Annotated in this window: 23 protein-coding genes and 1 pseudogene; 13 read left to right on the plus strand and 11 right to left on the minus strand. The window is 54.2% G+C overall.

The window, feature by feature from the left end; all coding sequences use genetic code 11:
• Positions 1 to 105 precede the first annotated feature (105 nt).
• Entirely contained in the window at positions 106 to 1,035 is a 930-nt protein-coding gene (locus ACIOYV_RS11125; protein ID WP_401324016.1) for an aliphatic sulfonate ABC transporter substrate-binding protein, read from the minus strand.
• A gap of 134 nt (positions 1,036 to 1,169) precedes the next feature.
• On the opposite strand from ACIOYV_RS11125, the gene ACIOYV_RS11130 reads away from it, so the two are divergent.
• Positions 1,170 to 1,463, plus strand: a complete 294-nt coding sequence (locus ACIOYV_RS11130) for a hypothetical protein (protein WP_401323649.1) — start codon at positions 1,170 to 1,172, stop codon at positions 1,461 to 1,463.
• A 39-nt stretch (positions 1,464 to 1,502) separates the two neighbouring features.
• On the opposite strand, the gene ACIOYV_RS11135 is transcribed toward ACIOYV_RS11130, so the two are convergent.
• Positions 1,503 to 1,850, minus strand: coding sequence for a hypothetical protein (locus ACIOYV_RS11135; protein ID WP_401323651.1), 348 nt, complete (start codon positions 1,848 to 1,850; stop codon positions 1,503 to 1,505).
• Positions 1,851 to 2,102: 252 nt separating this feature from the next.
• Positions 2,103 to 3,524, minus strand: a complete 1,422-nt coding sequence (locus ACIOYV_RS11140; RefSeq protein WP_401323653.1) for a PLP-dependent aminotransferase family protein — start codon at positions 3,522 to 3,524, stop codon at positions 2,103 to 2,105.
• Between the two features lie 88 nt (positions 3,525 to 3,612).
• Between ACIOYV_RS11140 and ACIOYV_RS11145 the strand changes: the two genes are divergently transcribed.
• From ACIOYV_RS11145 to ACIOYV_RS11155, 3 genes are all read left to right on the plus strand, one after another.
• Positions 3,613 to 4,044 carry a GNAT family N-acetyltransferase gene (locus ACIOYV_RS11145; RefSeq protein ID WP_401324018.1) on the plus strand — a complete coding sequence of 144 codons (432 nt, stop codon included), beginning with the start codon at positions 3,613 to 3,615 and terminating at the stop codon, positions 4,042 to 4,044.
• Between the two features lie 70 nt (positions 4,045 to 4,114).
• Entirely contained in the window at positions 4,115 to 5,188 is a 1,074-nt protein-coding gene (locus tag ACIOYV_RS11150; RefSeq protein ID WP_401323655.1) for a hypothetical protein, read from the plus strand.
• Between the two features lie 485 nt (positions 5,189 to 5,673).
• On the plus strand, positions 5,674 to 5,961 hold the full coding sequence (locus ACIOYV_RS11155; RefSeq protein WP_401323656.1) for a c-type cytochrome: 288 nt from the start codon (positions 5,674 to 5,676) through the stop codon (positions 5,959 to 5,961).
• Positions 5,962 to 5,999: 38 nt separating this feature from the next.
• Here ACIOYV_RS11155 and ACIOYV_RS11160 read toward each other — a convergent pair whose 3' ends face one another.
• Positions 6,000 to 6,593, minus strand: a complete 594-nt coding sequence (locus ACIOYV_RS11160; RefSeq protein ID WP_401323658.1) for a putative natural product biosynthesis protein — start codon at positions 6,591 to 6,593, stop codon at positions 6,000 to 6,002.
• 228 nt (positions 6,594 to 6,821) lie between these two features.
• Positions 6,822 to 7,205, minus strand: a complete 384-nt coding sequence (locus ACIOYV_RS11165) for a DUF2946 domain-containing protein (RefSeq protein ID WP_401323660.1) — start codon at positions 7,203 to 7,205, stop codon at positions 6,822 to 6,824.
• A gap of 608 nt (positions 7,206 to 7,813) precedes the next feature.
• Here ACIOYV_RS11165 and ACIOYV_RS11170 point away from each other — a divergent pair.
• The 8 genes from ACIOYV_RS11170 (at position 7,814) to ACIOYV_RS11205 (ending at position 17,523) form a co-directional block, all read left to right on the plus strand.
• Positions 7,814 to 8,419 carry an SCO family protein gene (locus ACIOYV_RS11170; RefSeq protein WP_401323662.1) on the plus strand — a complete coding sequence of 202 codons (606 nt, stop codon included), beginning with the start codon at positions 7,814 to 7,816 and terminating at the stop codon, positions 8,417 to 8,419.
• On the plus strand, positions 8,419 to 8,910 hold the full coding sequence (locus tag ACIOYV_RS11175) for a copper chaperone PCu(A)C (RefSeq protein ID WP_401323663.1): 492 nt from the start codon (positions 8,419 to 8,421) through the stop codon (positions 8,908 to 8,910). Before ACIOYV_RS11170 ends, ACIOYV_RS11175 begins: the two co-directional genes overlap by 1 nt.
• Before the next feature lie 668 nt (positions 8,911 to 9,578).
• A complete protein-coding gene (gene kdpF, locus ACIOYV_RS11180; RefSeq protein ID WP_123402870.1) occupies positions 9,579 to 9,671 on the plus strand; it encodes a K(+)-transporting ATPase subunit F in 93 nt (30 codons plus the stop codon).
• Positions 9,668 to 11,440, plus strand: coding sequence for a potassium-transporting ATPase subunit KdpA (kdpA, locus tag ACIOYV_RS11185; RefSeq protein WP_401323665.1), 1,773 nt, complete (start codon positions 9,668 to 9,670; stop codon positions 11,438 to 11,440). Before kdpF ends, kdpA begins: the two co-directional genes overlap by 4 nt.
• Positions 11,441 to 11,450: 10 nt before the next feature.
• The gene (gene kdpB, locus ACIOYV_RS11190) at positions 11,451 to 13,529 is read left to right on the plus strand and encodes a potassium-transporting ATPase subunit KdpB (RefSeq protein WP_401323666.1); all 2,079 of its coding nucleotides are present in this window, start codon (positions 11,451 to 11,453) and stop codon (positions 13,527 to 13,529) included.
• Between the two features lie 12 nt (positions 13,530 to 13,541).
• Positions 13,542 to 14,114 (plus strand): potassium-transporting ATPase subunit KdpC, encoded by a 573-nt coding sequence (kdpC, locus tag ACIOYV_RS11195; protein ID WP_401323667.1) that lies wholly within the window; start codon positions 13,542 to 13,544, stop codon positions 14,112 to 14,114.
• 26 nt (positions 14,115 to 14,140) lie between these two features.
• Positions 14,141 to 16,837, plus strand: coding sequence for a two-component system sensor histidine kinase KdpD (kdpD, locus tag ACIOYV_RS11200; RefSeq protein ID WP_401323669.1), 2,697 nt, complete (start codon positions 14,141 to 14,143; stop codon positions 16,835 to 16,837).
• Positions 16,834 to 17,523, plus strand: coding sequence for a response regulator (locus ACIOYV_RS11205; protein WP_401323671.1), 690 nt, complete (start codon positions 16,834 to 16,836; stop codon positions 17,521 to 17,523). The genes kdpD and ACIOYV_RS11205 overlap by 4 nt, the downstream gene beginning before the upstream one ends.
• Before the next feature lie 76 nt (positions 17,524 to 17,599).
• Here ACIOYV_RS11205 and ACIOYV_RS11210 read toward each other — a convergent pair whose 3' ends face one another.
• Together ACIOYV_RS11210 and eutH are read right to left on the minus strand one after the other, a co-directional pair.
• Positions 17,600 to 17,965 carry a DUF1937 family protein gene (locus ACIOYV_RS11210; protein WP_401323673.1) on the minus strand — a complete coding sequence of 122 codons (366 nt, stop codon included), beginning with the start codon at positions 17,963 to 17,965 and terminating at the stop codon, positions 17,600 to 17,602.
• A gap of 56 nt (positions 17,966 to 18,021) precedes the next feature.
• Positions 18,022 to 19,269: an ethanolamine utilization protein EutH gene (gene eutH, locus ACIOYV_RS11215; protein ID WP_401323675.1), complete on the minus strand. Its 1,248-nt coding sequence runs from the start codon at positions 19,267 to 19,269 to the stop codon at positions 18,022 to 18,024.
• A 488-nt stretch (positions 19,270 to 19,757) separates the two neighbouring features.
• On the opposite strand from eutH, the gene ACIOYV_RS11220 reads away from it, so the two are divergent.
• Positions 19,758 to 20,540: a DeoR/GlpR family DNA-binding transcription regulator gene (locus tag ACIOYV_RS11220; protein ID WP_401323676.1), complete on the plus strand. Its 783-nt coding sequence runs from the start codon at positions 19,758 to 19,760 to the stop codon at positions 20,538 to 20,540.
• A gap of 40 nt (positions 20,541 to 20,580) precedes the next feature.
• On the opposite strand, the gene ACIOYV_RS11225 is transcribed toward ACIOYV_RS11220, so the two are convergent.
• From ACIOYV_RS11225 to ACIOYV_RS11240, 4 genes and pseudogenes are all read right to left on the minus strand, one after another.
• Positions 20,581 to 21,669, minus strand: a complete 1,089-nt coding sequence (locus ACIOYV_RS11225; RefSeq protein WP_401324020.1) for a methyl-accepting chemotaxis protein — start codon at positions 21,667 to 21,669, stop codon at positions 20,581 to 20,583.
• Between the two features lie 30 nt (positions 21,670 to 21,699).
• Positions 21,700 to 22,431: pseudogene (locus ACIOYV_RS11230) on the minus strand (cache domain-containing protein); the annotation flags it as partial.
• Positions 22,432 to 22,651: 220 nt separating this feature from the next.
• Complete coding sequence (locus ACIOYV_RS11235; protein WP_401323678.1) at positions 22,652 to 24,124, minus strand: amino acid permease; 1,473 nt, start codon at positions 24,122 to 24,124, stop codon at positions 22,652 to 22,654.
• 230 nt (positions 24,125 to 24,354) lie between these two features.
• A complete protein-coding gene (locus ACIOYV_RS11240; protein ID WP_401323680.1) occupies positions 24,355 to 25,770 on the minus strand; it encodes a glycerol kinase in 1,416 nt (471 codons plus the stop codon).
• Positions 25,771 to 25,779: the final 9 nt, after the last annotated feature.

Genomic DNA, 25,779 nt, shown 5'->3' on the forward strand with positions numbered 1-25,779 from the left:
CAATGGCAGTGAGGATTTCCATCGTTACTCAAGCTGAGTTCTTTGACGTCTAGACCATTGAGAAAATCGATGTAGATCGGTTGCATGGTCTGCTCACTGATTGGATTAAGGGGCCTTGAACACGATCTGTTGTACATCAACCTTTTTCGGGATCAGGCCATTGGCTAAAAACAGGTCGGCGGTGCGTTGCTGGTTAGCTACATCAACGGCTTCCAACGGACGAATTGGCGTTGTAGAGCGATGACCAAAGTAACTTTTCACTACATCTGGTTGAAGGCCCAAGGTCTTAGCCATCAGCGCAATACTCTCTTCGGGCTGGTCCAACGATAAGCTCTGCGCGCGACCAAGAGTCTTGAGAATCGCGGCGACTCCTAGTGGATGTTGTTTGGCAAAAGAGCTGCTAGCAACGTAGAAACTACCTGCGGGATTGAGGCCCTCACCGTCTCCTAATACGCGGGCACTGCCGTCAACTACAGCAGCCGAATAGTAGGGATCCCACACCACCCAGGCATCAACTTTGCCCTGTTCAAATGCAGCACGGCCGTCTGATGGCGAGAGGTAAACTACATTCACATCGTTCCATTGCAGACCTGCACGCAGCAAGCTTTTCAGGAACAAATTGTGTGCGCTCGATCCTTTGAGCAACGCCACGCGCTTGCCTTTGAGTTCAGCTACAGACTGCACGGTACTTGCTTTTGGCAGCAAAATGGCCTCGGTTTTTCCGTCATTAGGCTCCACGCCGATGTACTGTAAATCGATGCCTGCTGCTTGGGCGAAGATCGGAGGGATGTCGCCAATATTTCCGATGTCTACGCTGCCGCTATTTAGGGCCTCCATCAACGGCGGACCGCCGAGAAATTCGGTCCACTGCACCTCTGTCCCGGGAAGTTCCTGCTCGAAAAGTTTGTACTCGCGCGCGAGCACCATGCTCACCGAGCTTTTCTGGTACCCAATACGCAAAGTGGGTGGCTCGGCAGCCGACACTGCATTTGAAAACATCAATGAAGCCAGGATCACGCTGAACAACTTAACCATCATTGTCACCTCTTATCGATCCCACGCGATGCGTGGGAATACTCTCTATGACTCTGCGTCACGACTATAAAAACAATTGAGGCGCGCCCGAGCGATCGTTTCAACGCACAGCTTCGGAACGACCGCTCAGAGACTTGCCTTTAACTTTTCTGCCACATCTGACAGCACTCATTTTTGCCATACCTGCGACTGCTCTTTTAAAAGACCTCAGCCACTTCCCAACGCTTCTTACGTTTCTCGCTTATCTTCCTGAGAATTCCGTTGAGCAAATCGTAGGCAAATCGGCTTTTTCAAAGATCGTCACCAGTTGCGGGCATTGCGCCGTGAATGGCGTGGATATGCCAAACACCAAGAGTATTGGCATCGAATTGGGTGCTTTGCGGGATCAGTTTTTTATGTCTGCTAATGCCTTCACGCTTCCGCATTAAAGGGAAACGCCTCTAGTTTGATAAGCTTGAAGTACCCCCTTAACTGGTTTGGCGATCAGTCATAGAACAGCACCGGTTTGCTATGACAGATAGACGACGCGTGTTCCCCATCCACAGCTGCGCCGGAGCCGCCGCAGAAGTTGATGAGGCTTCAATCAGGCAATAGACCTTGGGTTTTTGGCTGGCGGCTATCTTCAACGTCCAACCGGCAGGCCTGCGGACGACGTCCTTGCAGCGCAACAGGTCGGCTACTGAGTAAAAATTTTTCGTTAGAGATTCGATGCCTGTTTTGGCATCGCCCTTGATCACGTAATTAGAAAAAAATTCGTAAGGAGCAAGGAATAAGTCGCCTACATTGTGGCTGGGAGTTGAGTCGGTGCCGGACATGGGGGCTCCAATAAACAGGTTTGCTCAATATGTCCGGTCTTCCGGTGCTGCTATCTTAACAAAACTTCGTTATTCCATAATAGAATTAAAAATCATATCCATATACCCATTTCAGGTTGAGGAATCGTTGTAGCGCCCTTTGCGTAGATTCGTGATCTGCCACACATTGAATAGCGTTTTCGAAGAGCAAAAATCCCTACTTGCTTGAGATTTTTCATCTTTTCGAAGGCATGAGACCTCTTTGATGAGGCATTATTCAGACTTGGTAATAAATGCTAGGGCAAGGCGTTCCACTAGCTCAGTCGCCTGTTCCTCGTTGACTACATTCGTAAAGCTCAACAGCAAGCCATGCTCGGCTGTCGGTGTTAAGTACCATTTAGAAAGTGCCTCAACTCGTAGCCCGGCTAGTTTGGCATTTTCAGAAATTCTGCAATCGTCCAGACTCTTATCAAGGCGCGCCAGGAGATGCATACCCCCTACCTGAGGATCAATAGAAAGCTGAGTCGACAGTTTTGCGAGCAGCGCCTGTGCAAGTAGCTGCTGACGATAAGCATAGAGATTTCGCATTTTTTTAAGGTGACGCCCGAAGTGCCCCTCTTCAATGAACCTCGCAACGGTCACCTGCCATAGCGCAGGGCAATGGCTGTGCATTTTGTCAGCCATCTCAGAAAAGCGAGAAACGAGTTCTTTCGGTACCACTAAGTACGCCAGTCTCAGACTTGGCAGCAGCACTTTGCTGAACGTACCGCAGTACAAGACTCGATCTTGTACATCCAGACTTTTCAGAGCAGGTAAAGGCCGGCCGTGATAGCGATATTCGCTGTCGTAATCGTCTTCGATAATCCAGCTTTTTCGTTGGTTCGCCCACTCGAGCAATGCTTGGCGGCGTTGCATTGATAGTGCTACGCATAGTGGACTCTGGTGAGTCGGAGTCACGACCGCAAATTGTGCATTAGGCGCTCGATTTACGCCGACTTCGACAACCATACCGTCAGCATCTACAGGTACTGGAACCAATGTTGCCCCAGCCTCACGGAGAAAACTGTTTGCCGCAAAATATCCCGGATCTTCGACCCAGCAGCTATCGCCTGGTTGCATCAAGCTACGGCTGATCAAATCAAGACATGCGCGATAACCAGCAACAATGAAAATCTGTCCTGACGTGCAGGATATGCCGCGTGAAACACCAAGATATCCCGCAACCGCACTCCGTAACGACAAATGCCCCCTGGCGTCTGGATAAATCAAACCATCCAGAAAGGAGTGCCGCAATTCATTTGAGGCTATACGATTCCATAGCTTACGGGGAAAGGCATCTAGTGCTGGCAATCCCATTTGAAAAGGCTGCGGAGGCTCTCCCGAATGGACGAGAGCATATTGTGGTACTGAGCTAGGAGATGCCTCTGACGGTTTCGGAACGGATTTAATAAGCGGTGACACAATTGTTCCAGCAGCCCCCCTTCCGACCAAATATCCCTCATTGATCAGTAACTGATAGGCCGTCTCGATGGTTCCTCTGGCCAGATTCAGCTCCGAGGCTAGCGCTCTAATTGAAGGTACCCGATCACCAGGCTTCAATCGCCCGTCGGCGATCGAGGTACGGAAGCGTAAGTAAATCTGTCGATAAATCGGAGTCGATTCTTTGCCAGAGGTGTAGAGATTTGTCACAAACATGTCCTAGTCGTTTTTTCATTTTTTGCCTCTATAGGATAAGTCATACAAGCATTACCCTGTGATCACTTTCTTCGCCGAGATGATGGTCATGCAACGATGCGAGTTCAAACAGCTGCAAAGCGAGGCCGAAATAAACGCCGGATTCGAACTGATGCAACAGTTAAGGCCTCATTTGGACGATGTAACGTCATTCACTCAACAATTAGGCCGCCAATCACACCAGGGTTACCGATTATCTGGACTCTGGCAGGACGAAAAACTGGCGGGGCTGATCGGATTTCGGGCATCAGAGAACCTACTCTACGGGCGCTTCATATACGTAGACGATTTAGTGGTCGATTCTCGTCAGCGGCATTCAGGAGTTGGCGCAGAATTGTTGGACAACGTGCGAGATGAAGGCAAGCAGCTTGGTTGTGCCTTTCTCGTACTGGATACCGGGCTGCATAACGCTTTAGCGCAACGCTTCTATTTTCGTGAAGGCTTGCTGGCGAAGGGACTGCATTTCGTACAGCAGCTTTAGGCTTTCCCTCCAACGTATTTACTAATAATTGCCGGCGCAAAGTTTTCTCCGGTAGCAGGAGTATTCCCCCATGCAAGCTTTTCCAAACCCGGAAGATACGCTCGTAAAAAGTACCAAGATATCAATCGATTCCCAATTATTAGCAGTGTGGATTCCGGCGTTGACTGCCGCAATTTATCCCTGGATCCTCGATGCATTTCATTGGTCAGTAACACCGACCGTCTCCTCAAACGAAAGCATTCGAATAAACTCTAGCTCCACGTTTCTGGCCGCTTTGCTGCTGATTGCTGCATTCGCCGTACCGTTAATCAATATAATGATCGCTAGTCGCCCTCAACTCTCGAAGCCAACAGCCCAGAGTGTCCGAGCACGACGATTTGCGTTGCTCGCTGTGACGGCGCCAACGGTGTACGTATTCTTTGGAGTACTGTCCTACATGGCTGGCAGCAAAGTGCCAGACACATGGATCTGGACACCTGTATGGCTTCTGTTTGGATACTTAGCATCTCGAAGCACGGACGCCGTCATTTCGGAACAACCCCGCACGTCTGCACATCTGCGGGTGGCTCACGGCATAAGCGGCTCAATTGCGGCTTTGTACGTTGTTTTCCATATTTTCAACCACCTGTTTGGTCTTATCAGTCCCGAAGCTCACGCGGCCGTTATGGATATAGGCCGTACGGTCTATCGTGCAAAGATCATAGAACCCATATTAGTGGCTGTGATGTTATTCCAGATTTTTAGCGGCCTACGCTTGGTATGGACATGGAGTGAAACATTAGCCGACCGTTACAGGGTGTTCCAAATCGCGTCTGGGGTATTCATGTCTGTGTTCATCTTGGGGCACATGAATTCTGTATTCTTTTACGCTCGGACTTGGCTTGATATTCCTACCGACTGGGCATTCGCCGCCGGACTGCCAACCGGTTTGATTCACGACCCTTGGAATATTCGCCTCCTGCCGCACTATGCACTCGGTGTGTTTTTCGTATTAGCACATTTGATATCGGGACTGAGGGTGGTAATGCTGGCCCACGGTGTTAACTCCTCTAGGGCTAACCGATTTTGGTGGGCAGGATTATCGTTCAGCGTATTTATTTCTGCGGCGATAATGTGTGGTATGACAGGATTGCGATTAGTCTAAGCATCGTTATATATCAGCGTACGAAAATACCCATGCGCTTTATTTCCGACGGGAGATACCGATATCAATATTTAAACGCACCAAAAAAGGCTCAGATTCGCGCAGGCCTTTTATAGAAATCGCTTCAGTATCTGTGTGAACCCTCCGCGAGTATGAAGAGAGCCCCCTTTTGGGGGCTTGGCGCTCATAAACAACGTTAATCCTGCCAAAAAGAACCCCATGCCAGCGTGAATGCGGCTGCATCTACAGACAAATTAGGCTGCGACATTCTGCCACACCAAAATTCTCCGACCATCTACATGCCCGTCGAACCAACAACTGCGGCAGTTTGTCGCATTTTGGTTGTCAAAACCCCCTCAGTAAACTCGAAACATCTCACAAGCACGCCCTGCCAGATGGATCAAATATTTCCAATGCCCAGGAGCCGCGGATGCATAGCGTCATTCCGACGGCAAAATATCTATTATCGACCTATGAGGTTTACTATGAAAAAAATGCTGGCGGCCGTCTTTTTACTCTCATCCTCTGGCGCATATGCTGTTCAGGAACCAGAAGCTGTATTCAACGGAACCTGCACCAATTGCCACAGTGGCCAGTCATGGATGGCGCCGAAAAAAGGCGATCACGTCGCATGGAAACGCCGTCTAGAGAAAGGTACCGACGTTTTAGTTAAACACGTAACAGAAGGATTCAGAGCGATGCCTGCAAGAGGTCTATGTATGGATTGCACTGAAGAGGACTACAAGGCCGTTATTGCTTGGATGTCGAAATAAAGGTCGCTCCAGCGGAGCGACCCTGTGATCTAGGACAGCTATCCAGGAATAGGTAGCCAACGTCGAAACCCGGTACCACCCTTCCCTGTCAACGGACACCAAGCGAAGTCCCAAGGCGCCGGTGGAAACTCTTCTGCTTCAGGGTCCTCTGTTAAGCCCGTAGGAAGAGTTCGTGGCGCAACTTTCCAGTCGAATACCCTCATCAACGAACCTTGCCAGGTCACCACTAACCCGCGTGCCTGGCTATCATCAGTATTTATCCATCGGGCTGCTGCTGCAGTCATGAAGGCATCGATGTGTTCATCAAGGATCTGCGTCTTGTAAGCTGAACCAAGTAACCAGCGGCATACACTCAAGTAGTAAGTCCAATTCAAGGGGGGATGGTTGCGATACGCCCATGTCATAAAATTTCGAAAAATATTCAAACCATCGGGCGGATCTAGCTTAAGCAGCCCAGGGCAAACGTCGAACAACGTATGCCAGTAAGGCAGCAAACGGGCATCCAGGTGAACAAAACAGCGTGCATTACTTGGGTAGTCAGGAAACGGCAACAGGAAGTCGCCACGATTGTTGACTCGCGACTTGTTACTGATAAGTCGCGATGCTCCTGAGGGAATAGCTACAGTGCGCATGCCAGCCTCCATGCCATCGCTGTGCGCTGTATAGAGGATGGAAAAAAACTTAAAGATTTCCTTTCGAGTGCTGTGAATCTACAACTTGGATGATCAATACTGCGAGACATTATTTTTTCCTTCCCGTGACGATTGAACGGCGTCCACCTGTTGTCGTTTCAGCGACAACAGGCGTAAGCGAACGAAATCAAGCGGCAGCCGGCGAATCAAACCGACCACTTGCAGGCGTCAAACTCGAGGGGAAGCGCGAGGGTTGGCCGAGGGCCAGGAGTAGCGGGGAGGTGCTTTGCAGCGCAGTTCGCTACCTAGGAACAGCTTTTTTCCAATCCGCAGCAGCCAAGTAAAGCAAAATAGAAACGCGATGCTTAACGTCACCGCGGAGCACATTGCGCAGGAAATACTGCCGGCCCAACCGCTTGCTAATTGGTCAGAAAAATCAGAATTCTGTGTAGGGCTCTTGCCCTCAACTGCGGAACAAAATTGACCACCAACGCCATTCAGCTCAAGGCCGGTCATCTGCCCATGCCCAAAACCGCAGGCGAACACGTTGTACAGGACGCAAAAATACAGCATCCAAGCAACGAGTGAGCGGTCTGAAATGGAAAGATTCATAGCCACAACATTAACACCGAAGAACAAGGGGTTAAAGAACGGCAATTGCCGATTGCCCCCCCTCACAAGAGATATCTAAACGGCGGAAGCGATATTCAGTCAGGAGTCATGAAGAGTCTCACACGGCTGAAACACTCGACAAAAGCGATGCCCGTTCAACACCTACGGGGATCAGCGCAGGATTGCGCTGCTACATAGCCGCTTCCCTATGTTTCACCAACGGTGAGACCACCATGCGCCAACAGATTAAAGGCTTTCCACAGCCCGTGCATTAGACGAACCACCCTCCCGTCAAAGTTTCTCAACTCCATCTGCGACAGTCTGCCGCAGGTAATTTGGCAGGCATGATCCTTCATGCCTAGCGCAGTGCATGCGCCAGAATGTCGCAGGTTATCGTGGTGGCTTGCATCGTTAGACTTACGACCTTTCCAATCAGCCCAATACACTCAACGTAGAGATTGCGTCATTGGCTTGCACTGGTGATTGAACGCAAATCCTTTGCCGCGTCGAAGGTATCGATCAAGGTCATTTTTCACGCAGTTGCAGTAAATAATCTGACCAATTTGAAAAATTTTTGAGACACACACGCTTTCGGAGGGCAGTAGCAGATGAGTGTTATGTTGGATCGTCGCCGAGTGATTGCAGGTATGGGATTGTTAGGTCTGACCATCCTGACTGGCTGCGATACCAGAGGCGAACTGTCGTACAAATACGGCAAAGACCTGAGTGATCAGATTCTCGGGCGCACGTTCAAGCTAAAGGGTACTGACGGCGAAGTGAGAACGCTGTCGAGCTTTCGCGGCATGATGCCTATGGTGTTCTTCGGTTTCACCCAATGCCCGGCGATCTGCCCCACGGCGCTCGCTCGCGCGGTACAAGTCAAGAAATTGATGGGAAAGGATGGCGACCGTCTTCAAGTTATCTTCATTACTCTGGACCCCGAACGGGATACACCGGCCGTTCTAGATGCCTACGTCAAAACCTTCGATCCGTCGTTTGTCGCACTCTACGGGACACTGCAGGAAACTGCCGCCACAGCCAAAGAGTTCGGAGTGTTCTACGAAAAAATCCCGAGTGGATCAACTTACACACTGTCCCACACAGCAACGAGCTATGTTTATGACACGCGGGGAACGCTGCGCGTTGGATTGTCTCACTCGCTTACTGCACAAGAGTGTGCCGAAGATCTGCTTACCGTCATGGAGGTTTGTTAATGAATTCAACTCCCAACCAAAACAACCGCATTACCGCACGCGTAAAACAGATCGTACTTGGGCTTTCCCTGTTGGGGCTGGCTTGCCAAGTTTCGGCTCAGACGCAGGTAGACGATTCTTGGGTTAGAGCGACGGTCCCGGGCCAACAAGCGACCGGTGCGTTTATGACCATCACGGCAAGTACCGATAGCAAGCTGCTCAGCGCGCAATCACCGATAGCTAAAACGGTACAAGTCCACCAGTCGACCATGAAGAACGACGTGATGAGTATGCAAGAAGTAGGGTTCGTTGACCTGCCTGCCGGCAAAGCGGTCACCCTGGATCCCCACAACTATCACGTGATGCTGATTGACTTGGTTGACCAAGTCAAAGAAGGCGACCAGGTGCCGCTGACGTTGACGGTAGAGAATGACAAAGGCGAGAAGGAGACGATCAAGATAGAGGCGAAAGCGCGGGCACTGAATATGCCTGATCACAGCAAAATGAATTGATGACGTGATGTATATAAATCAGTGACGTTTGACTCAGTAAACGTCGCTGACTAAAGAACACCTTGCGTAATCGAGCGGAGACAGTCTGATTCTCGCTACGGCTGTTGCCCCTGAAAAATTCGGTGCCAGAATCGCCACCCTTGAAAGCTTCCCACATTGACCGATCATCGATTGCATGGCTGCTATACGCCAGCGTTCTGTTCAGTCTTTTCGCCTGCGGAATTCATCACGGGCAGACGGGCGCTCTAAGCCTGAGCGGATTAAACGGCGGCTACTGCTCTGTCAGTAGCGACCATGGCCCCTAACTCGATCCCAGCGATTCAGACGATGCTGCGCACATCTGGCGCCCCAGCTTTCTTGCCCCCTGTGTTCTTCCTTTGCAGTGGCGGTGGCCACGTGTGTTGAGGTCCCTAGCAAACGCCCCCCTGATCGCCGGCCACCTTCCGCATTGCAGGGGAACCTCAAGCGGCATTATCTAATCGGGTCTTTATAAGATCTTTATCCCTCTGTCCCCAATCCTGATAACAACTTTCCAGGCATCTCTCTAGGCTTTTCCTCATCGCGGGAGGAAACGCCATGGACTTCATCTTTGTGGTACTCGGTGCGCTGTTTTTCATCAGCCTGATCGGCCTGGCACGGGGCTGTGCGGCGCTTAACAGGAGACGGTCATGACAGGCTTCTATCTGTTCGGCGGCATCATCGCGGCCGGGTTGTTGGTGTACCTGGTCGCCGCGCTGTTTTTCCCGGAGGACTTCCTATGACCACGCAAGCCTGGGGCCTGCTCGGGGCCTTCCTGTTGGCGCTGGGTCTGTTGGCCTGGCCGCTCGGGCGTTGGCTGACCACGGTGATGGAGGGCCGGTTTGCCTTCGGCGCGCGTATCGAATCGCCGCTGTATCGCCTGGCCGGGGTCACGCCGCAAGCGCAGATGAGCTGGCTGCAATACGCCCTCGCCCTGATCCTGTTCAACGCATTGGGCTTGCTGGTCGTCTACGCGCTGCAACGCCTGCAAGGTGTGCTGCCGCTCAACCCGCAGGGATTTGGTGCGGTGACGCCGGACTCCTCGTTCAACACCGCCGCCAGTTTCGTCACCAACACCGACTGGCAAGGCTATGGCGGCGAGTCGACGATGAGCTACCTGACGCAAATGCTCGCGCTGACGGTGCAGAACTTCCTGTCCGCCGCCACCGGGATTGTGGTGGCCGTGGCGCTGATTCGCGGGTTCGCCCGCCACAGCGCCACCAGCATCGGCAATGCCTGGACCGACCTCACCCGCATCACGTTGTGGGTGCTGCTGCCGCTGTCGCTGATCTTTGCGCTGTTCTTCGTCAGCCAAGGGGCGATCCAGAACCTTGACCCGTACAAGGACGTCTCGACGCTGGAAGTCATGCAATACCAGGCCCCGGTGCTGAATGACGCCGGCCAGCCGAAGCTCGACGCCCAGGGCAGTGCGCTCACCGTGGCCGCCAGCACCGACAAGCAAACCATCGCCATGGGCCCGGTCGCCTCCCAGGAAGCGATCAAGATGCTCGGCACCAATGGCGGCGGTTTCTTCAATGCCAACTCGGCGCACCCGTATGAAAACCCGACGGCGCTGACCAATTTCTCGCAGTTGATCGCAATATTCCTGATCCCGACCGCGCTGTGTTTCGTCTTCGGCCACGTCGTCGGTGACATCCGTCAAGGTTGGGCGTTGCTGGCGACCATGACGATCATCTTCGTGATCGCGGTAATCGCCGTCACTCATTACGAACAACTCGGTAATCCGCAATTTTCCGCGCTGGGCATCGACACGGCGGCGGGCAATATGGAGGGCAAGGAACTGCGCTTCGGCATCAGCGCCTCCAGCCTGTTTGCCGCCGTGACCACCGCTGCGTCCTGCGGTGCGGTCAACGCGATGCACGACTCCTTTACGCCACTGGGCGGTGCGGTGCCGCTGGTGCTGATGCAACTCGGTGAAGTGGTGTTTGGCGGCACTGGCTCGGGGCTGTACGGCATGTTGGTGTTCGCCATTCTCGCGGTGTTTATCGCCGGACTGATGATCGGCCGCACCCCGGAATACCTCGGCAAGAAAATCGAAGCCTACGAGATGAAAATGGTCGCCATCGCGATTCTGGTGACGCCGTTGCTGGTGCTGTTCGGCACCGCCATCGCCGTCATGGCCGAGGCTGGCAGGCTGGGGATCGCCAACCCCGGCGCCCACGGCTTCTCGGAAATCCTCTACGCCTTCAGCTCGGCCGCCAACAACAACGGCAGCGCCTTCGCCGGGCTGTCGGCCAACACCCCGTTCTACAACACGATGCTGGCGATCGTCGCCTGGTCCGGCCGTTTTGGCGTGATCGTCCCGGTGCTCGCCGTCGCCGGCAGCCTGGCCGCGAAGAAACGCCTGGCGGTCACCGGCGGCACCATGCCTACCCACGGGATGTTGTTTGTGGCGCTGCTGATCGGCACGGTGTTGCTGGTCGGCTTGCTGAACTACGTGCCGGCGCTGGCGCTCGGGCCCGTCGTCGAACACCTCAACCTGATCAAGTGAGACCACGAACATGACACGCAAAGCGTTCTCCTTGTTCGACCCCAAACTCATCACACCGGCCATGCTCGAGTCCGTGCGCAAACTCAGCCCCAAAATCCAGTGGCGCAACCCGGTGATGTTCGTCGTCTACATCGGCGCGATCATCACCAGCGCCCTGTGGGTCCAGGCCTTGCGCGGCCAGGGTGAAGCCAGTTCCGGGTTTATCCTCGCGATTGCCTTGTGGCTGTGGTTTACCGTGCTGTTCGCCAATTTTGCCGAAGCCCTGGCCGAGGGCCGCAGCAAGGCGCAAGCGGCCTCGCTGCGGGACCTGAAAAAGGAAACCTGGGCGAAAAAACTGCGCGAACCGCACTACGGCGCCGAGTGGCAATTGGCGCAATCGAGCGGCTTGTGCAAAGGCGATGTGGTGGTGGTCGAGGCCGGCGACCTCGGCGACTCGATCATCCCCGCCGACGGCGAAATCATCGAAGGCGCGGCCTCGGTGGATGAGTCGGCAATCACCGGCGAATCTGCCCCGGTGATCCGCGAATGTGGCGGCGACTTCTCGGCGGTCACCGGCGGCACCCGGGTGCTCTCGGACTGGATCGTCGTGCGCGTCACCACCAACCCCGGCGAAACCTTCGTCGACCGCATGATCGCCATGGTCGAGAACGCCAAACGGCAAAAAACCCCGAATGAAATCGCCCTGTCGATCCTGTTGGTGGCGCTGACCATTGTGTTCCTCGGCGTCACCGTAACGCTGCTGCCCTTCTCGCTGTTCGGGGTCGCGGTGGCCCAGGCCGGGACGCCGGTGTCGATCACCGTGCTGATCTCGTTGCTGGTGTGCCTGATCCCCACCACCATTGCCGGCCTGCTGTCGGCAGTCGGTGTGGCGGGCATGAGCCGCATGATGGAAGCCAACGTCATCGCCACTTCCGGCCGTGCCGTAGAGGCTGCCGGTGACGTGGACGTTCTGCTGCTCGACAAGACCGGCACCATTACCCTAGGCAACCGTCACGCCTCAGCGTTTTTACCCGCACCGGGGGTCAAGGAAGCAGACCTGGTGGATGTCGCGCAACTCGCCTCCCTAGCCGACGAAACCCCGGAAGGTCGCAGCATCGTGGTGCTGGCCAAACAACGCTTCAACCTGCGCGAGCGCGACATCGGCGCGCTCGACGCCCACTTCGTGCACTTCTCGGCGCAGACCCGCATGAGCGGCGTCGACATGGGCACTCGCCAACTGCGCAAAGGTGCCGGCGAAGCGATCCTGCGCCATATCCAAAGCCTGGGCGGCCATTTCCCGGACGCCGTGCAAACCATCGTCGAAGACGTGGCCCGCCGGGGCAGCACGCCGCTGGTGGTGGCCGACGGCGCCAAGGTGTTGGGGGTGATCGAACTCAAGGACATCGTCAAGGGCGGGATCAAGGAACGCTTCGTTGAGCTGCGGCGCATGGGGATCAAAACGGTGATGGTCACTGGCGACAACCGGGTCACCGCTGCCGCCATCGCCGCCGAGGCCGGGGTCGATGACTTCCTGGCCGAAGCCACCCCGGAACAGAAACTCGAGCTGATCCGCCGCTACCAGGCCGAAGGCCGCTTGGTGGCGATGACCGGCGACGGCACCAACGACGCCCCGGCGCTGGCCCAGGCCGACGTCGCGGTGGCAATGAACTCGGGAACCCAAGCGGCGAAGGAAGCCGGGAACATGGTGGACCTGGACAGCAACCCGACGAAGCTGATCGAGGTCGTCGAAACCGGCAAACAGATGCTGATGACCCGGGGCTCCCTGACCACGTTCTCGATTGCCAACGACGTCGCCAAGTATTTCGCCATCGTGCCGGCGGCGTTCGTCACCACCTATCCGTCGCTCGCGGCGCTGAACATCATGGGATTGACCAGCTCGAATTCGGCGGTGCTGTCGGCGGTGATTTTCAATGCGCTGATCATCATTTTCCTGATTCCCCTGGCGCTCAAAGGCGTGAAATACCGCCCGGTCGGCGCCGCCCTGCTGCTGCGGCGCAACCTGCTGATCTACGGGCTGGGCGGTGTCATCGTTCCATTCATTGGCATCAAAATCATCGACATGGCGCTTGCCGCTGTCGGTCTGGTTTGAGGGAGCACTGTCATGGCCACTCTGTTGCGTCCGGCGCTGACCCTGTTGATCGTGTTTTCACTGCTCACGGGCCTGGCCTATCCACTGGTCACCACCGGCATTGCGCGGCTGGTGTTTCCCCATCAGGCCGCCGGCAGCCTGATCGAGCGGGATGGCAAAACCGTGGGTTCGCTGTTGATCGGCCAGGGCTTCAGCGATCCGAAATACTTCTGGAGTCGCCCTTCCGCCACCAGCCCCATGGCCTATAACGCCCAAGCCTCCAGCGGTTCGAACCTCGGCCCGCTGAACCCGGCGCTGATGGACGCGGTCAAGGGGCGGATCGAGGCGCTGCACGCGGCGGATCCCGGCAACACCGCCACGGTGCCCGCCGACCTGGTCTACAGTTCCGCCAGTGGTCTTGATCCGCAGATCAGCGTGGCGGCGGCGCAGTATCAGGCCGGCCGGGTGGCGCGTGTGCGCAACTTGCCCGTCGAGCGGGTCCGGCTACTGATCGGCGAGTATGCTGAAGGCACGCTGCTTGGTTTCCTCGGCGAGCCTCGGGTCAACGTGCTGGCCCTGAACCTGGCGCTCGACGCCGCACACTGAGCGGCAACTTTCACACGGTGAGCGTGATGGCCGAACAACGTCCTGACCCGGACCAACTGCTGGCCCGGATTCGCGAAGAGGAAGCGCAAGCCAAACGCGGCCGGCTGAAGATTTTCTTCGGCGCCAGCGCCGGGGTCGGCAAGACCTACGCCATGCTCGCCGCCGCCCATACCGCGAAACTGCAGGGCATCCACCTGCTGATCGGCGTGATCGAAACCCATGGCCGCGCCGAAACCCAGGCGCTGACCGAAGGCCTTGAGTCACTGCCGCTCAAACCCGTTATCGACAAGCAGCGCACTCTCAGCGAATTCGATCTGGATGCCGCCCTCGCCCGCGCGCCGGGCTTGATCCTGATCGATGAACTGGCCCACTCCAATGCCGTCGGCTCCCGGCACCCGAAACGCTGGCAAGACGTGGAAGAACTGCTCAGCGCCGGAATCGATGTGTGGTCAACCATGAACGTGCAGCACCTGGAAAGCCTCAACGACATTGTCGGCGGCATCACCGGGATTCGCGTCTGGGAAACCGTGCCCGACCATGTGTTCGATACCGCTGACGAGGTGGTGATCGTCGACTTGCCCCCCGACGATTTGTTGCAGCGACTGAAGGAAGGTAAGGTCTACCTGGCGCAACAGGCCGAGCGCGCGGTGCAGAATTTCTTTCGCAAAGGCAACCTGATTGCCCTGCGTGAATTGGCACTGCGCCGCACCGCTGACCGGGTCGACAGCGACATGTTGCAGTACCGTCAAAGCAGTGCGGTGAAACCGGTCTGGGGCACTCGGGATTCGCTGCTCGCGTGCATCGGCCCGCATGAACAGGCAGAAAAAACCGTGCGCTCGACGGCGCGCCTGGCCGCGCAACTGAACGTGCCGTGGCACGCGGTCTATGTCGAAACCCCGGCCTTGCAACGCCTGGCCGACGCCAAGCGTCGTCGCGTGCTGGCAACCTTGAAACTGGCCCAGGAAATGGGCGCGCAGATCTCGACCCTGGCCGGCCAGGATATTGCCGAAACCCTGGTCAGGTATGCGCGCCAGCACAATCTGTCCAAGGTGGTGCTGGGGCGTGACGAGCAGCCGCGCCGCCGATTCTGGCGTCAGGTGCTGGCCGAGCGGATTGGCGTATTGGGCGCCGATCTGGATGTGATTCAAGTCTCGTTGCCGACCGGCCATCCACGCCCCGAGCGCACGCCTGAACCGCGCGAAAGTCCTATCCCGTGGTCGGCTTATCTCTGGAGTGCCGGGTTGTGTGCGGTGACGACGCTGATTGCCCTGCCGCTGTCGGGCATCCTTGAGCAGGCTAATATCGTCATGCTGTTCCTGCTGGCGGTGGTTGCGGTCGCGGTGCGCTTCGGGCGTGGCCCGGCGGTGATGGCGGCGTTCATGTCGGTCGGTGCGTTCGATTTTTTCTTTGTTTCGCCGCGTTTTTCCTTCGCTTTTGCCGATGTGCAGTACCTGGTGACCTTCGTGGTCATGCTGGTGGTCGCATTGGTGATCGGGCAAATGACCGCCGGCCTCACTTATCAGGCCCGGGTGGCGCAGCGGCGTGAAGACCGCATGCGTGCGCTGTATGACATGTCGCGCCTGCTGTCCGCCGCGTTGCTCACCGAACAGGTGGCCGAGATCAGCGCGCAATTTCTCAGCGCCGAGTTCAGTGCGCGCTCGGCCTTGCTGGTGGCCGATGCCAACAACAAATTGCAGGCGCCGATGGTCACCGGTGATGCTCCGCAGGTCGATCTGGCGATTGCCCAGTGGTCGTTCGACAAAACCGAGCCGGCCGGCTACGGCACCGACACCCTGCCCTCCAGTTCGACGCTGTACCTGCCGCTGTCGGCGCCGATGCGGGTGCGTGGCATCCTCGCGGTGCAGCCTCGGGACACCACACGGTTGGTGGTGCCGGAACAACGGCGTCTGCTCGATACCTGCGCGTCGTTGCTGGCCATTTCCCTCGAACGGATTCACTACATCAACGTGGCCCAGGACACGACCGTGCAAATGGAATCCGAGCGTCTGCGCAACTCGTTGCTCTCGGCGATTTCCCACGACCTGCGCACGCCGCTGTCGGTGATGGTCGGGCTCGCCGAAGCGCTCAAGTTGACCCAGCCGCCCCTGACCGGCGAAGCAGCCGAGATCGCCACGGCGGTGGGTGAATCGGCGCTACGCATGAACACGCTGGTGAATAACCTGCTGGACATGGCGCGCCTGGAGTCCGGCAAAGTGGTGCTGAATCGCCAATGGCAACCGGTTGAGGACGTGGTCGGCAGTGCCCTGCGCGCCATCCAGCCGATTCTCGGCGGGCGTTCGGTACACGTCGCGCTGGAGGATGACGTGCCGCCGGTGCGCATCGACGCGGGGCTGATCGAACGCATCCTGATCAACCTGATCGAGAACGCCGTCAAATACACCCCGCCCGCCACCACCATCAACGTGGGCGCCCGGGTCACGCCGGACACCATCGAACTGTGGGTCGCCGACGAAGGACCGGGGCTGCCCCACGGTCACGAAGAAGCGATCTTCAACAAATTCATGCGCGGCAAAAAGGAAAGCGCGATCCCGGGTGTCGGCCTGGGCCTGGCCATCTGCCGGGCCATCGCCCAGGCCCATGACGGGAGCATTGCCGGTATCACCCGGCCCAAGGGTGGAGCGTGCTTTACGCTGCACCTGCCCCGGGAAACCCCGCCCGTCATCGAACCCTTTGCCCAGCAGACTGACGAGGAACAGCCATGACCGAATCAGTACCGCACGTCCTGATCATCGAGGACGAAAAAGAAATCCGCCGCTTCGTGCGCATGGCCCTGCAAGCCGAGGGCCTGGAGGTGCATGAAGCCGACACCTTTCATCGCGGCCTCATCGACGCCGGCACCCGCCGCCCGGACCTGATCATCCTTGACCTCGGCCTGCCCGACGGCGACGGCATCGACCTGATCCGCGACGTGCGCAGTTGGTCGCCGGTACCAATCATTGTGCTGTCGGCCCGGGGTGGCGAAGCCGACAAAATCCTCGCCCTAGACAGCGGCGCCGACGACTACCTGGTCAAACCTTTCGGCACAGGGGAACTGCTCGCCCGCGTTCGCGCCCTGCTGCGTCGGCAGACGAAAGGTGCCGACAACAGCTCAGTGCTGAGCTTCGGCGAAGTGCGCATCGACATCGAACGCCGCGTGGTAGAACGCTCCGGCGCACCGCTGCATTTGACGCCGCTTGAGTATCGACTGCTGGTGCACCTGTGCACGCATCCGAATCGGGTGCTGACGCATTTGCAATTGCTGAAAGCGGTGTGGGGACCGTCGCACACGACGGATACGCCGTATTTGCGGGTATTTATGGGTGGGTTAAGGAAGAAGGTCGAGGTCGATCCGTCGCAGCCGCGGCATCTGGTGACCGAAACGGGCGTTGGCTATCGGTTTATCCCTTAATCCAATGCCATTAAAGGCATTGGATTTGTTGTGGTTGAGAGCATCCGTGATCGTTTTTTTACCTGTGATTTATTTTTTAAACACTTCGTTTGAATTCGCCTTCCACTTCAGACCAAAGGCTCACCTTCTGGCCTCGGCTTTTAAAGAATTCGATTTCACGCTTAATACCCGAACTCAAATCCCAGCCTGGTAGATCAAGGATAATTAGCTCCTCCATCATATCCATAAACACGGCATCCACTGGCGCCCACAGCTTGCCGATGGAGGCATTGTCTTTGCCTTCAAATGCCAAGTTAATAGGGTGAGACATGGAAACTTGGCTAAACACCGCATTGCCAGATTCGACGATTACAGCCGCGGTTTTATTACATTTAATAAAACGATCGTGCGTGACGGAAGCTTCCGCATGACTGTAAGGGCAGGCCAGAAATATCTTTCTCATTTTTTACCTCATTAAATGGAAGGTCCAAATGCCCTTCCCAACTTCGAATTATTGTTTCAAGCAACTTCAGCCGCGGACGTACCGATGTGGCCCGCAATTTCGGTGCGCTCCCTTTCTTCAGCCTCTAAACGCTGGGCAGCAGGTACGGAAATCTTAATTGCGATCCCAACCGCGAGAAGTCCACCGAAGAGCTTGGCCAAGAGGATGGGCATTATCAGCGTAGGCTGAAAGTTTGCAGTGAAGGCCAAGTGATCGCCAATGGTTGCTTGAGCGCAGACACCTAGGGCGACACACAGGACTTTGTCGCGAGCATTCATCTTCTTGAAGAGGTGGTATACCGCAATGATATTGGCGAACACCATAACGAACGCCGCGGCGCCAGCAGCAGAAAGCCCAAGGTGCTTACCCAATACCTCCATAGGTTTTTTGCAGTAACGCTGAAACAAATAGCAGATAGGGAATGTGCCAGCCAGCATGATGCCAATATAGCCGGCTATTTCTATCGCACGGAATAACTCTTTCTGGTCTGCAAACATCGGATCAAAGCCCCAAACACCAAAGTTCTTCATAAAGAATCCAGTGAAGTGCTCAACAATCGCCAAAGCCAATATGATCTTTATGAAAGCATCCATTACCTTACCGAACACCAAAAAGCCGCCCACCATTAGCGATGCTTTGTAACGCAAGCCTGCGGCCAACAGGAAGCAGAATACAAACAAAGGAGCAAGCAATCTGATACAACCAACGAAGTCCAGCGTTAGGTAGTGAAGTGCTGGTGACGTAGTGGAGACAATCTCACGTACCGGAATGTTTAGCGAGGTGATCATCAGTAACGACGCAAGGACAGCAAAGGGAATACTAATTAGCCCAGCCATTGCGCCTAGCGCCAAATATTTATGATCTTTGCGTTCAAGCATCATAAGTCCGACTGGAATGAGGTATACGATTGTTGCTCCAGATGTATAACCGACGATCATTGCGGTAACCCACATGTCACGGTTTGCTGCAAGTACATCAGCGAGCTGATACCCCCCCATATCCACAGCGATGATAGACAGCGCTGCAATGGAAACGTCTGATCCCATAGCTCCGAAATATGGCCCAAGAGCTATCTCAATAAATTTCGAAAGGTACGGTATGGCAGCCATGATCCCGGCCTGCGCCAAAAATACAGGGCCTATGGAATGAATGCCGTTCACAAACTCCTTTCCTAGACCCCCTTCTGGCTTAATCACCGAAGCAAATGCTCCGACAACTGCACCTATCATGATCATGTAAATTACATAGTTTCCAATTTCTGCCATTTCTTCACCTGCGAGTTTACTGAGTCAAATGCTTGTGCTGACGGAGCCAAATCTCGTCGTATTTTCGGTAGATCCTGCTGCTACTAAGCCAAACATTTGATCGGTTCCGAACGTTCGTTTGAGGTGATAGGCGCTTTGACAGCTCGAATACCCGTTTTTTCTCAAAAATGTGGGGATGTCGTCGACTCTCAGCATCTACAAGCCTCTTGTATCCAGCATTACCCATCACTTCGCATGCCATTTGTTGTTTTTATGTGGTTTTGATGATTAAAGGCACTGGAATCGGTCAATTTTATTGCGTAATCTCTACCGAGCCCTTTAAAGGCAACGGCTAGACCATGAGAGACGGAAAATCCATGTCCTAAACTTAATCACCTGACGATTCAAGTTCGGACTTCACTGACTCCGTAACGGCTGCATCATTTGTGTGCCTCGGTAACATTTGTATGCTGCTGAAGGGTGTTCCCGTAGCAACATGAGGATTGCACATGCGACCAAACGAAAGACGACAACATATTGTCGAACTCCTACGCCAACGGGAGCGAATCTCGGTCGATGAATTGGCACGAGTCCTTAGTACGTCGCAGGAGACTATTAGGAGGGATTTGACGGCACTGTCGGAAGATGGCCAGGTAACCAAATTTCATGGAGGGGCATCTCTCCCGCCCAGAGGGGAGCACGAAAACGCCTTTCAAACACGAATGAATGAGTTCTCACATGAAAAACGAGCGGTCGCCAGATACGCAGCAGGACTTTACTCTCCTGGGGATAGCGTGCTTATCGATACTGGCACTACGACTCTATTTTTCGCTCGGGAGTTGGCCAAGCTCAATCGCATCACAGTAATTACGAATTCACTGCTCATCGCGGCAAGCATTGGGGCGAGCGGCAATCGGGTGTTCGTGATCGGTGGAGAATATCGTCCTGAATCTGAACAGAACATTGGGGCGTTGGCCATGGAGCAAATCGCCAGGTTTAATGCAGAGCACGCTGTTGTGACAATTGGCGCACTAAATGCTGATGGTGCTTTTGACTTTTCTATAGAGGAGGCAGAAATTACGCGAGCCATGATTGCGCGCACCCGCTACCTAACAGTTATTGCAGACTCCTCAAAGCTTGGAAAGAGAGCGCTATTTCAAGTATTTCCGCTGGAACGCATTGATCGATTGATTATCGATCGCAAACCTATGGGTGAGCTTGCAAAAGCATTGGAGCAAGCTCAGGTGGAAGTGCTTGAGGCACCACCGGTAAATAAGTCAGATTGGAAATAAACCGCTTTGAGGTGCGCACCTTTACGCGCACCTAAGAGAGTCATTGCATACGATTGCTCAGCGATCCTAACCTACGTGATAGGTCCTGCATTCCCAGACTCAATACGCGGAGAGAAGCAGCATCCTGCGCCGCTTCCTCACTGGAGGCGTTGATTCTAACGGCCAGTTCATTGATCTCTTGAGTAACATTGCTTTGCTCTCGTGAAGACAGGGCGATTTGTCGTGCCCTTCGTTCAATATCATCGAAGCTAGTGACCGTACCTTCCAATGATTCTTGAAGGACATCCGCTTGGTCTGCTACGAGGCGAGTGCTGCTTTCGCTCGCAATCATGGTGCTGACTGCTGTTTCAGAAGCCACTCTTAGATCGCCGATCATTTGTTGTATTTGGTCCGCGGAGATCTGAGTGCGCCCCGCTAGGGTGCGGACCTCATCTGCAACCACAGCAAACCCTCTGCCTTGCTCACCAGCACGCGCGGCTTCGATAGCCGCGTTCAAAGCCAGCAAATTAGTTTGAGAGGAAATCGATTTGATGACATCCAGAACCCCGCTCACGCCCTCAATGTCAGAACCTAGCTGAGTGATTGCTTCAGCCACACCTGAAATGTCTTTCGTCAGCGAAAGAACGGTTTGACTAGTTTCCGTAACGTAACCTTGGCTAGCTCTAGCGCTTGCCAACGATAACATCGCTGTTTCCGAGCATTCAGCAGTGTTCCTTGCCACCTCCTGCGCACTGGATGCCATCTCCGTCACTGCGGTAGCGAGCATATTATTCTCCTGCCGTTGCTGATCGGCTCTCTCGTCCATGAGGACCGATAGCTCAGCCACTGCATCTGCTTGCTTAAGAAGAGTTGCAGACTCATTCGCGATACTCTCTAACAAATCCTGCAACCTACCTGCGTATCCATTGACTGCTCCTCTAAGCAAACCGATCTCATCATTTCTTACAACCTTAAGTTGTGATTTACCTGAAATACCTGCACTGCCCAGTTTGCTGATTTGAAGCGTCGTCTCTTCGATCCGGCTTAACAATGTTTTACCGGCGAGCCACACCAGGCTAAAGAGGAGCGCTAAAAAAGGGACAAGCAAGGTAAGCATTTCCCGGGTTAGCTGCCCTGCGATTGCAGTCATAGCTTTTTCAGGGGTCACGATGCCGATCGTCCACCCTGTATTCGGAAGACTGACCAAACTTGCGTAAGCACCTGCACCAAAGGAACCCACAGGGTTTATGTAAATTGATCCCTGCCCACCTCCAGACGTTTCCCGCCATTGCAGCACTTTATTTATCCATGGGAAATTAGTCGCTACCTCCGCCGAATTCGACGCCAAGCTTCCCGGCTCAATGTTTGGCAGATACAAAACATTTCCAGCACGGTCAATAGCAAAAGCGTACCCACCGGTCACAGTTCCATTCGCCTTTAGAAAGTCTGCAAGTCCAGTTAATGTCAGATCTATTGTAGCTACCCCGGCGAATCGGGAATCGCGGTTGTACGCGATTGAACAAGTCGTCATTAACACTTTGCTGACAGGATCAACATAAGCGTCAGACCATCCGCACTTTCCTGAGGTTGCCATAGCGCCTTGTTTGTACCAGTCAGTATTTTGGTAAGGTGTAATTTCAGGTGAGTTATTTTCGTCTGAGAATGTTAAGACACCTTGCGCCGAACGAGCCCAGTAGAAGCTATGCAGAGCTACACCTGGTTTAAACGCATTGGGCTCAGGCCAGAGCCCGCCACCGGATACGGAGATATCTCCAGTCGCATCAATAATCCTACTAATACTCACTTTTGTTTGGTCGTCGTCCGATGGCAGAGTCTCCCCCAGACTTGCGATCGACGCAGTTCGCCCCTCTATTTCGGCGAGCTTGATTTCCAGCTGTCGAGATATGGACATTGCCGACTGTTCAGCCGCCTTTGTTTGCGCTTCAATTAGCTTAGGTTCACCCCGTAAAACGATCACACCATAGATAGTCGATGCAACAGCCAATAAAATAAATATGAGCGCCAATGTAAACCTGGCAATTATTTTCTCTGGCACGCAAATGCTCCATATAAATCGCAGACGAAAAAAAATGGCGGCCCGGAGGCCGCACAAACAATATGGTTTTAGAGTGTTAAGTATATGAACCCAAGACAGGCATTCGCTCAAGCTGCTTTCTTCGAGTGATCCATACTGTGAGGAAGACAACGAAGCCAGATGCCATAGATGCTAATACATACATCTGAGCAACACGAAAATCTGATGGAATAATGAAAACACACATTTCCACAAAGAGCCATATACATGCCCCAGCCACTACCGGCCACTCCCATTTACCCAAGTTAAAATCATCAGGATGATTGACTTGCTTGTGTCGCGTAAAGATATAGAGCAGAACGGTACCGCTGTACAGCAGCGCTGGGAACAATGTCGCGGCGCCCAACAACTGGGTAAGAGCGTCTGGACTGGTATAAAAACTAAGCACAATGCCGATCGACACGAATCCGGCCAACACAGTTGCCCATAACGGCCCCCCCGTAGGACGAGGAACGACGCTAAGTTTTTCGGAAAACGGTAGACGCCCATCACGAGCCATCGCGTGGATTAGCCTACTATTGCTGGTCATGATCACCAAGCCACACGCAAAAATTGCTACACACACAACGACTAGCACAACTTTACTGAATATGTCCCCAAGCGTCATACGAATTACATCTGCCACCGGAGCAGAACTTTTCGTTAGCTCTGCAACATTGTCCCCCAGCCCGAGACTAATGACGATCAGGAAAAGAGTGCCTAAAACCCCGCTTACCAAGATGGCATTCACCATCGCGCGAGGAACTACTTGCTTAGGATTATGTGTTTCCTCAGCTAGGTTCGCCGCCGACTCCCACCCTACCAAGGTGAAAGCGCCAAGTAAGCCCGATAGCATGAAGGGACCAAGCCAACCGAAATAGTTATCGCTATGGATGATACCTGTCGATACAAGATTGGATGCATGCCCTTTCCCAAAGAAAAGTACTGCGGCCCCTATCGCGATGATTAATCCAAGGACCGCAACAACCTCCGCGCCGACGGCCATATTGTTAATTTTCGTAAGGATGGGCGTTGACCATATGATCAATAGCATCTGCGTAATTAACAGAACTACCGTCGTTATTGCACCGGCTGCGGCTGTGTACTCCCATCCCAGCAACGGAAATAAAGCAACTTGGGCCAAGCTATAATCCACGGCCACAGCAACAATTGCTAGGAAGGCAAAGCTCGCCCAGCCAAACCACCAACCAAGTATGGGGTTGACTAAGCGACTTGCCCATTGATAGCTGAATCCCGAAAGCGGAATTTTGCTTGCCAACAAACCAAATACAAGTGCTACCAAGAGTGTGCCTAAAGTAACTAGTGGCCACGTCCAAATACCCACTGGGCCACTTGAGGCAAGCATACTTCCATAAGTGGCGAATAGGCCTGTTGTAATCGAAATAAAAGAAAACGCTACCGCGAAAGACTCAAACTTACCAAGCGTCCTCTCAAACTGAGCGTGATATCCATCTTCACTACCTCTTGCGCACAAGCCTTCCGGCTGAGTGCCAGTATTATTATTAGCCATCGAATGTCTCCTGGAGCGTGCAGTATGAACAGCCCAGTCGCTTGCCCTTTTAACAGGTAAACGATTGAGTGGATATAGTTAACGCACTTCAAATGGCAAACTGAGTTTTCGCTGTGGAAATGTGCGTTTGCACACTCGAGACGATTAATCAGATTAGCCAATACCCAGCTAGACGCGGAGCGGAAAATTAAATTTCCGCTCCGCGGCTTGTCGTAAATCGTTCAAAACAATTAGCGCCAGCCTTTACAACGTTTAACAGCTTCGGAGAAAGTGGTCCGCCATTTCAATGCTTCATCGGGACTAATCTTCGGTCTAAATTTTGTACTCGTGTTACGCGGTGGCTTTAAGTCGATACCTAATCCTTTTGCTGCAAGTGCAGCACACCCGAAAGATGTCAACTCATCAAAGCGTTGGGTGACGATGCATCGCTGAAGGGCATCCGAAAGGAACTGGGCAAAATAGGGACTGCGCGCTAGCCCTCCATCAATGGACAAACGATCAGTCACATTCAGAAAACCATCCATAGCCGTAATCACCTCAACACTGCGAAGCGCGACCCCCTCTAACAATGCCTGACATAGATCCTGACGAGTCGTACCGCCATTCATGCCGACCCATAGTGCTGATGCACTCCTATCCCAATGGGGGCAGCCCAAACCGGACAATGCAGGTACAAATGCAAGCTGCCTGGAAATGGCGGGTGATTCGTCGAAACCGGCCAGCTCTGAAAAATCAGTAAACAACCCAAGCCGGCCCGCCCATTCCACAGCCGCGCTTGCATCATAGACCCCACCATCCATGGCATAGGTTGGTTTGCCACCGATTTGCCAAGCGATTGTCGCTAAAAGACCCTTATCAGGAGCCCGAATAATTTGATCTCCAGTCAAGGTGAGTGCAAATGCGCCAGTACCGAAAGTGATTTTCGCATCGCCCTCTGAGCGACAACCGTGCCCATAAAGGGATGCTTGCTGATCGACAATAGAGGCGGTAACGGGAGTGGCGCCAATCTCTCCAAAATGCCCAACAGTGTCACGGATCTCAGGTAACGTTTCGATTGGCACGCCGAAAAGTTCGCAAAGGTCGCTGTCCCACTGTCCTGTCGACAGATTCATCAGAGACGTCCGAGATGCTGTCGTTACGTCTGTGGCAAAGACACCGGCGAGACGGTCCAGGAAATAGGCGTCAGTAGTCCCAAGGCGTAGCCTGCCTGCTTTAAATGCACTCTGCGCAGCAGGTAAGTTCTGCAATATCCACGCAAGCTTGCTTGCAGAGAAGTAAGGGTCAAGCGGCAGACCAGCCCGCTCCAAGGTCAATGTTTCGCCCCCATCATCGCGGAGTTTGGCGATCTCTGCGGAGGTACGATTATCCTGCCAAACGATAACCGGGGATAATGGCTCACCAGTTTTAGCGTCCCATGCCAGGCAACTCTCCCCTTGGTTGGCAATCCCGATCGCGTCGACACGACCGGTAGATTCTAGGCAACGTTGAATGTTGCTGAGCAGCTCAAGTGGGTCATGCTCCACCCAACCCGGATGGGGATGGTGTTGTTGGTGACGTAGCGAATGCTGGATGTCGGCAGAACCGTTCTGGGTGACAACCAATATACGTGTGCTTGTGGTGCCTTGATCAATCGCTGCAATCCGCATTTTTTAAGT

This window comes from Pseudomonas sp. NPDC087342 (assembly GCF_044744265.1).
Taxonomy (GTDB): domain Bacteria; phylum Pseudomonadota; class Gammaproteobacteria; order Pseudomonadales; family Pseudomonadaceae; genus Aquipseudomonas; species Aquipseudomonas nunensis.

Bases quoted from the DNA above. Each gene is read 5' to 3' on its own strand.
- ACIOYV_RS11125 (WP_401324016.1), bottom strand. From the start codon at position 1,035: ATGGTTAAGTTGTTCAGCGTGATCCTGGCTTCATTGATGTTTTCAAAT.
- ACIOYV_RS11135 (WP_401323651.1), bottom strand. From the start codon at position 1,850: ATGTCCGGCACCGACTCAACTCCCAGCCACAATGTAGGCGACTTATTC.
- ACIOYV_RS11140 (WP_401323653.1), bottom strand. From the start codon at position 3,524: ATGTTTGTGACAAATCTCTACACCTCTGGCAAAGAATCGACTCCGATT.
- ACIOYV_RS11145 (WP_401324018.1), top strand. From the start codon at position 3,613: ATGCAACGATGCGAGTTCAAACAGCTGCAAAGCGAGGCCGAAATAAAC.
- ACIOYV_RS11150 (WP_401323655.1), top strand. From the start codon at position 4,115: ATGCAAGCTTTTCCAAACCCGGAAGATACGCTCGTAAAAAGTACCAAG.
- ACIOYV_RS11155 (WP_401323656.1), top strand. From the start codon at position 5,674: ATGAAAAAAATGCTGGCGGCCGTCTTTTTACTCTCATCCTCTGGCGCA.
- ACIOYV_RS11160 (WP_401323658.1), bottom strand. From the start codon at position 6,593: ATGCGCACTGTAGCTATTCCCTCAGGAGCATCGCGACTTATCAGTAAC.
- ACIOYV_RS11165 (WP_401323660.1), bottom strand. From the start codon at position 7,205: ATGAATCTTTCCATTTCAGACCGCTCACTCGTTGCTTGGATGCTGTAT.
- ACIOYV_RS11170 (WP_401323662.1), top strand. From the start codon at position 7,814: ATGAGTGTTATGTTGGATCGTCGCCGAGTGATTGCAGGTATGGGATTG.
- ACIOYV_RS11175 (WP_401323663.1), top strand. From the start codon at position 8,419: ATGAATTCAACTCCCAACCAAAACAACCGCATTACCGCACGCGTAAAA.
- kdpF (WP_123402870.1), top strand. From the start codon at position 9,579: ATGACAGGCTTCTATCTGTTCGGCGGCATCATCGCGGCCGGGTTGTTG.
- kdpA (WP_401323665.1), top strand. From the start codon at position 9,668: ATGACCACGCAAGCCTGGGGCCTGCTCGGGGCCTTCCTGTTGGCGCTG.
- kdpB (WP_401323666.1), top strand. From the start codon at position 11,451: ATGACACGCAAAGCGTTCTCCTTGTTCGACCCCAAACTCATCACACCG.
- kdpC (WP_401323667.1), top strand. From the start codon at position 13,542: ATGGCCACTCTGTTGCGTCCGGCGCTGACCCTGTTGATCGTGTTTTCA.
- kdpD (WP_401323669.1), top strand. From the start codon at position 14,141: ATGGCCGAACAACGTCCTGACCCGGACCAACTGCTGGCCCGGATTCGC.
- ACIOYV_RS11205 (WP_401323671.1), top strand. From the start codon at position 16,834: ATGACCGAATCAGTACCGCACGTCCTGATCATCGAGGACGAAAAAGAA.
- ACIOYV_RS11210 (WP_401323673.1), bottom strand. From the start codon at position 17,965: ATGAGAAAGATATTTCTGGCCTGCCCTTACAGTCATGCGGAAGCTTCC.
- eutH (WP_401323675.1), bottom strand. From the start codon at position 19,269: ATGGCAGAAATTGGAAACTATGTAATTTACATGATCATGATAGGTGCA.
- ACIOYV_RS11220 (WP_401323676.1), top strand. From the start codon at position 19,758: ATGCGACCAAACGAAAGACGACAACATATTGTCGAACTCCTACGCCAA.
- ACIOYV_RS11225 (WP_401324020.1), bottom strand. From the start codon at position 21,669: ATGACTGCAATCGCAGGGCAGCTAACCCGGGAAATGCTTACCTTGCTT.
- ACIOYV_RS11235 (WP_401323678.1), bottom strand. From the start codon at position 24,124: ATGGCTAATAATAATACTGGCACTCAGCCGGAAGGCTTGTGCGCAAGA.
- ACIOYV_RS11240 (WP_401323680.1), bottom strand. From the start codon at position 25,770: ATGCGGATTGCAGCGATTGATCAAGGCACCACAAGCACACGTATATTG.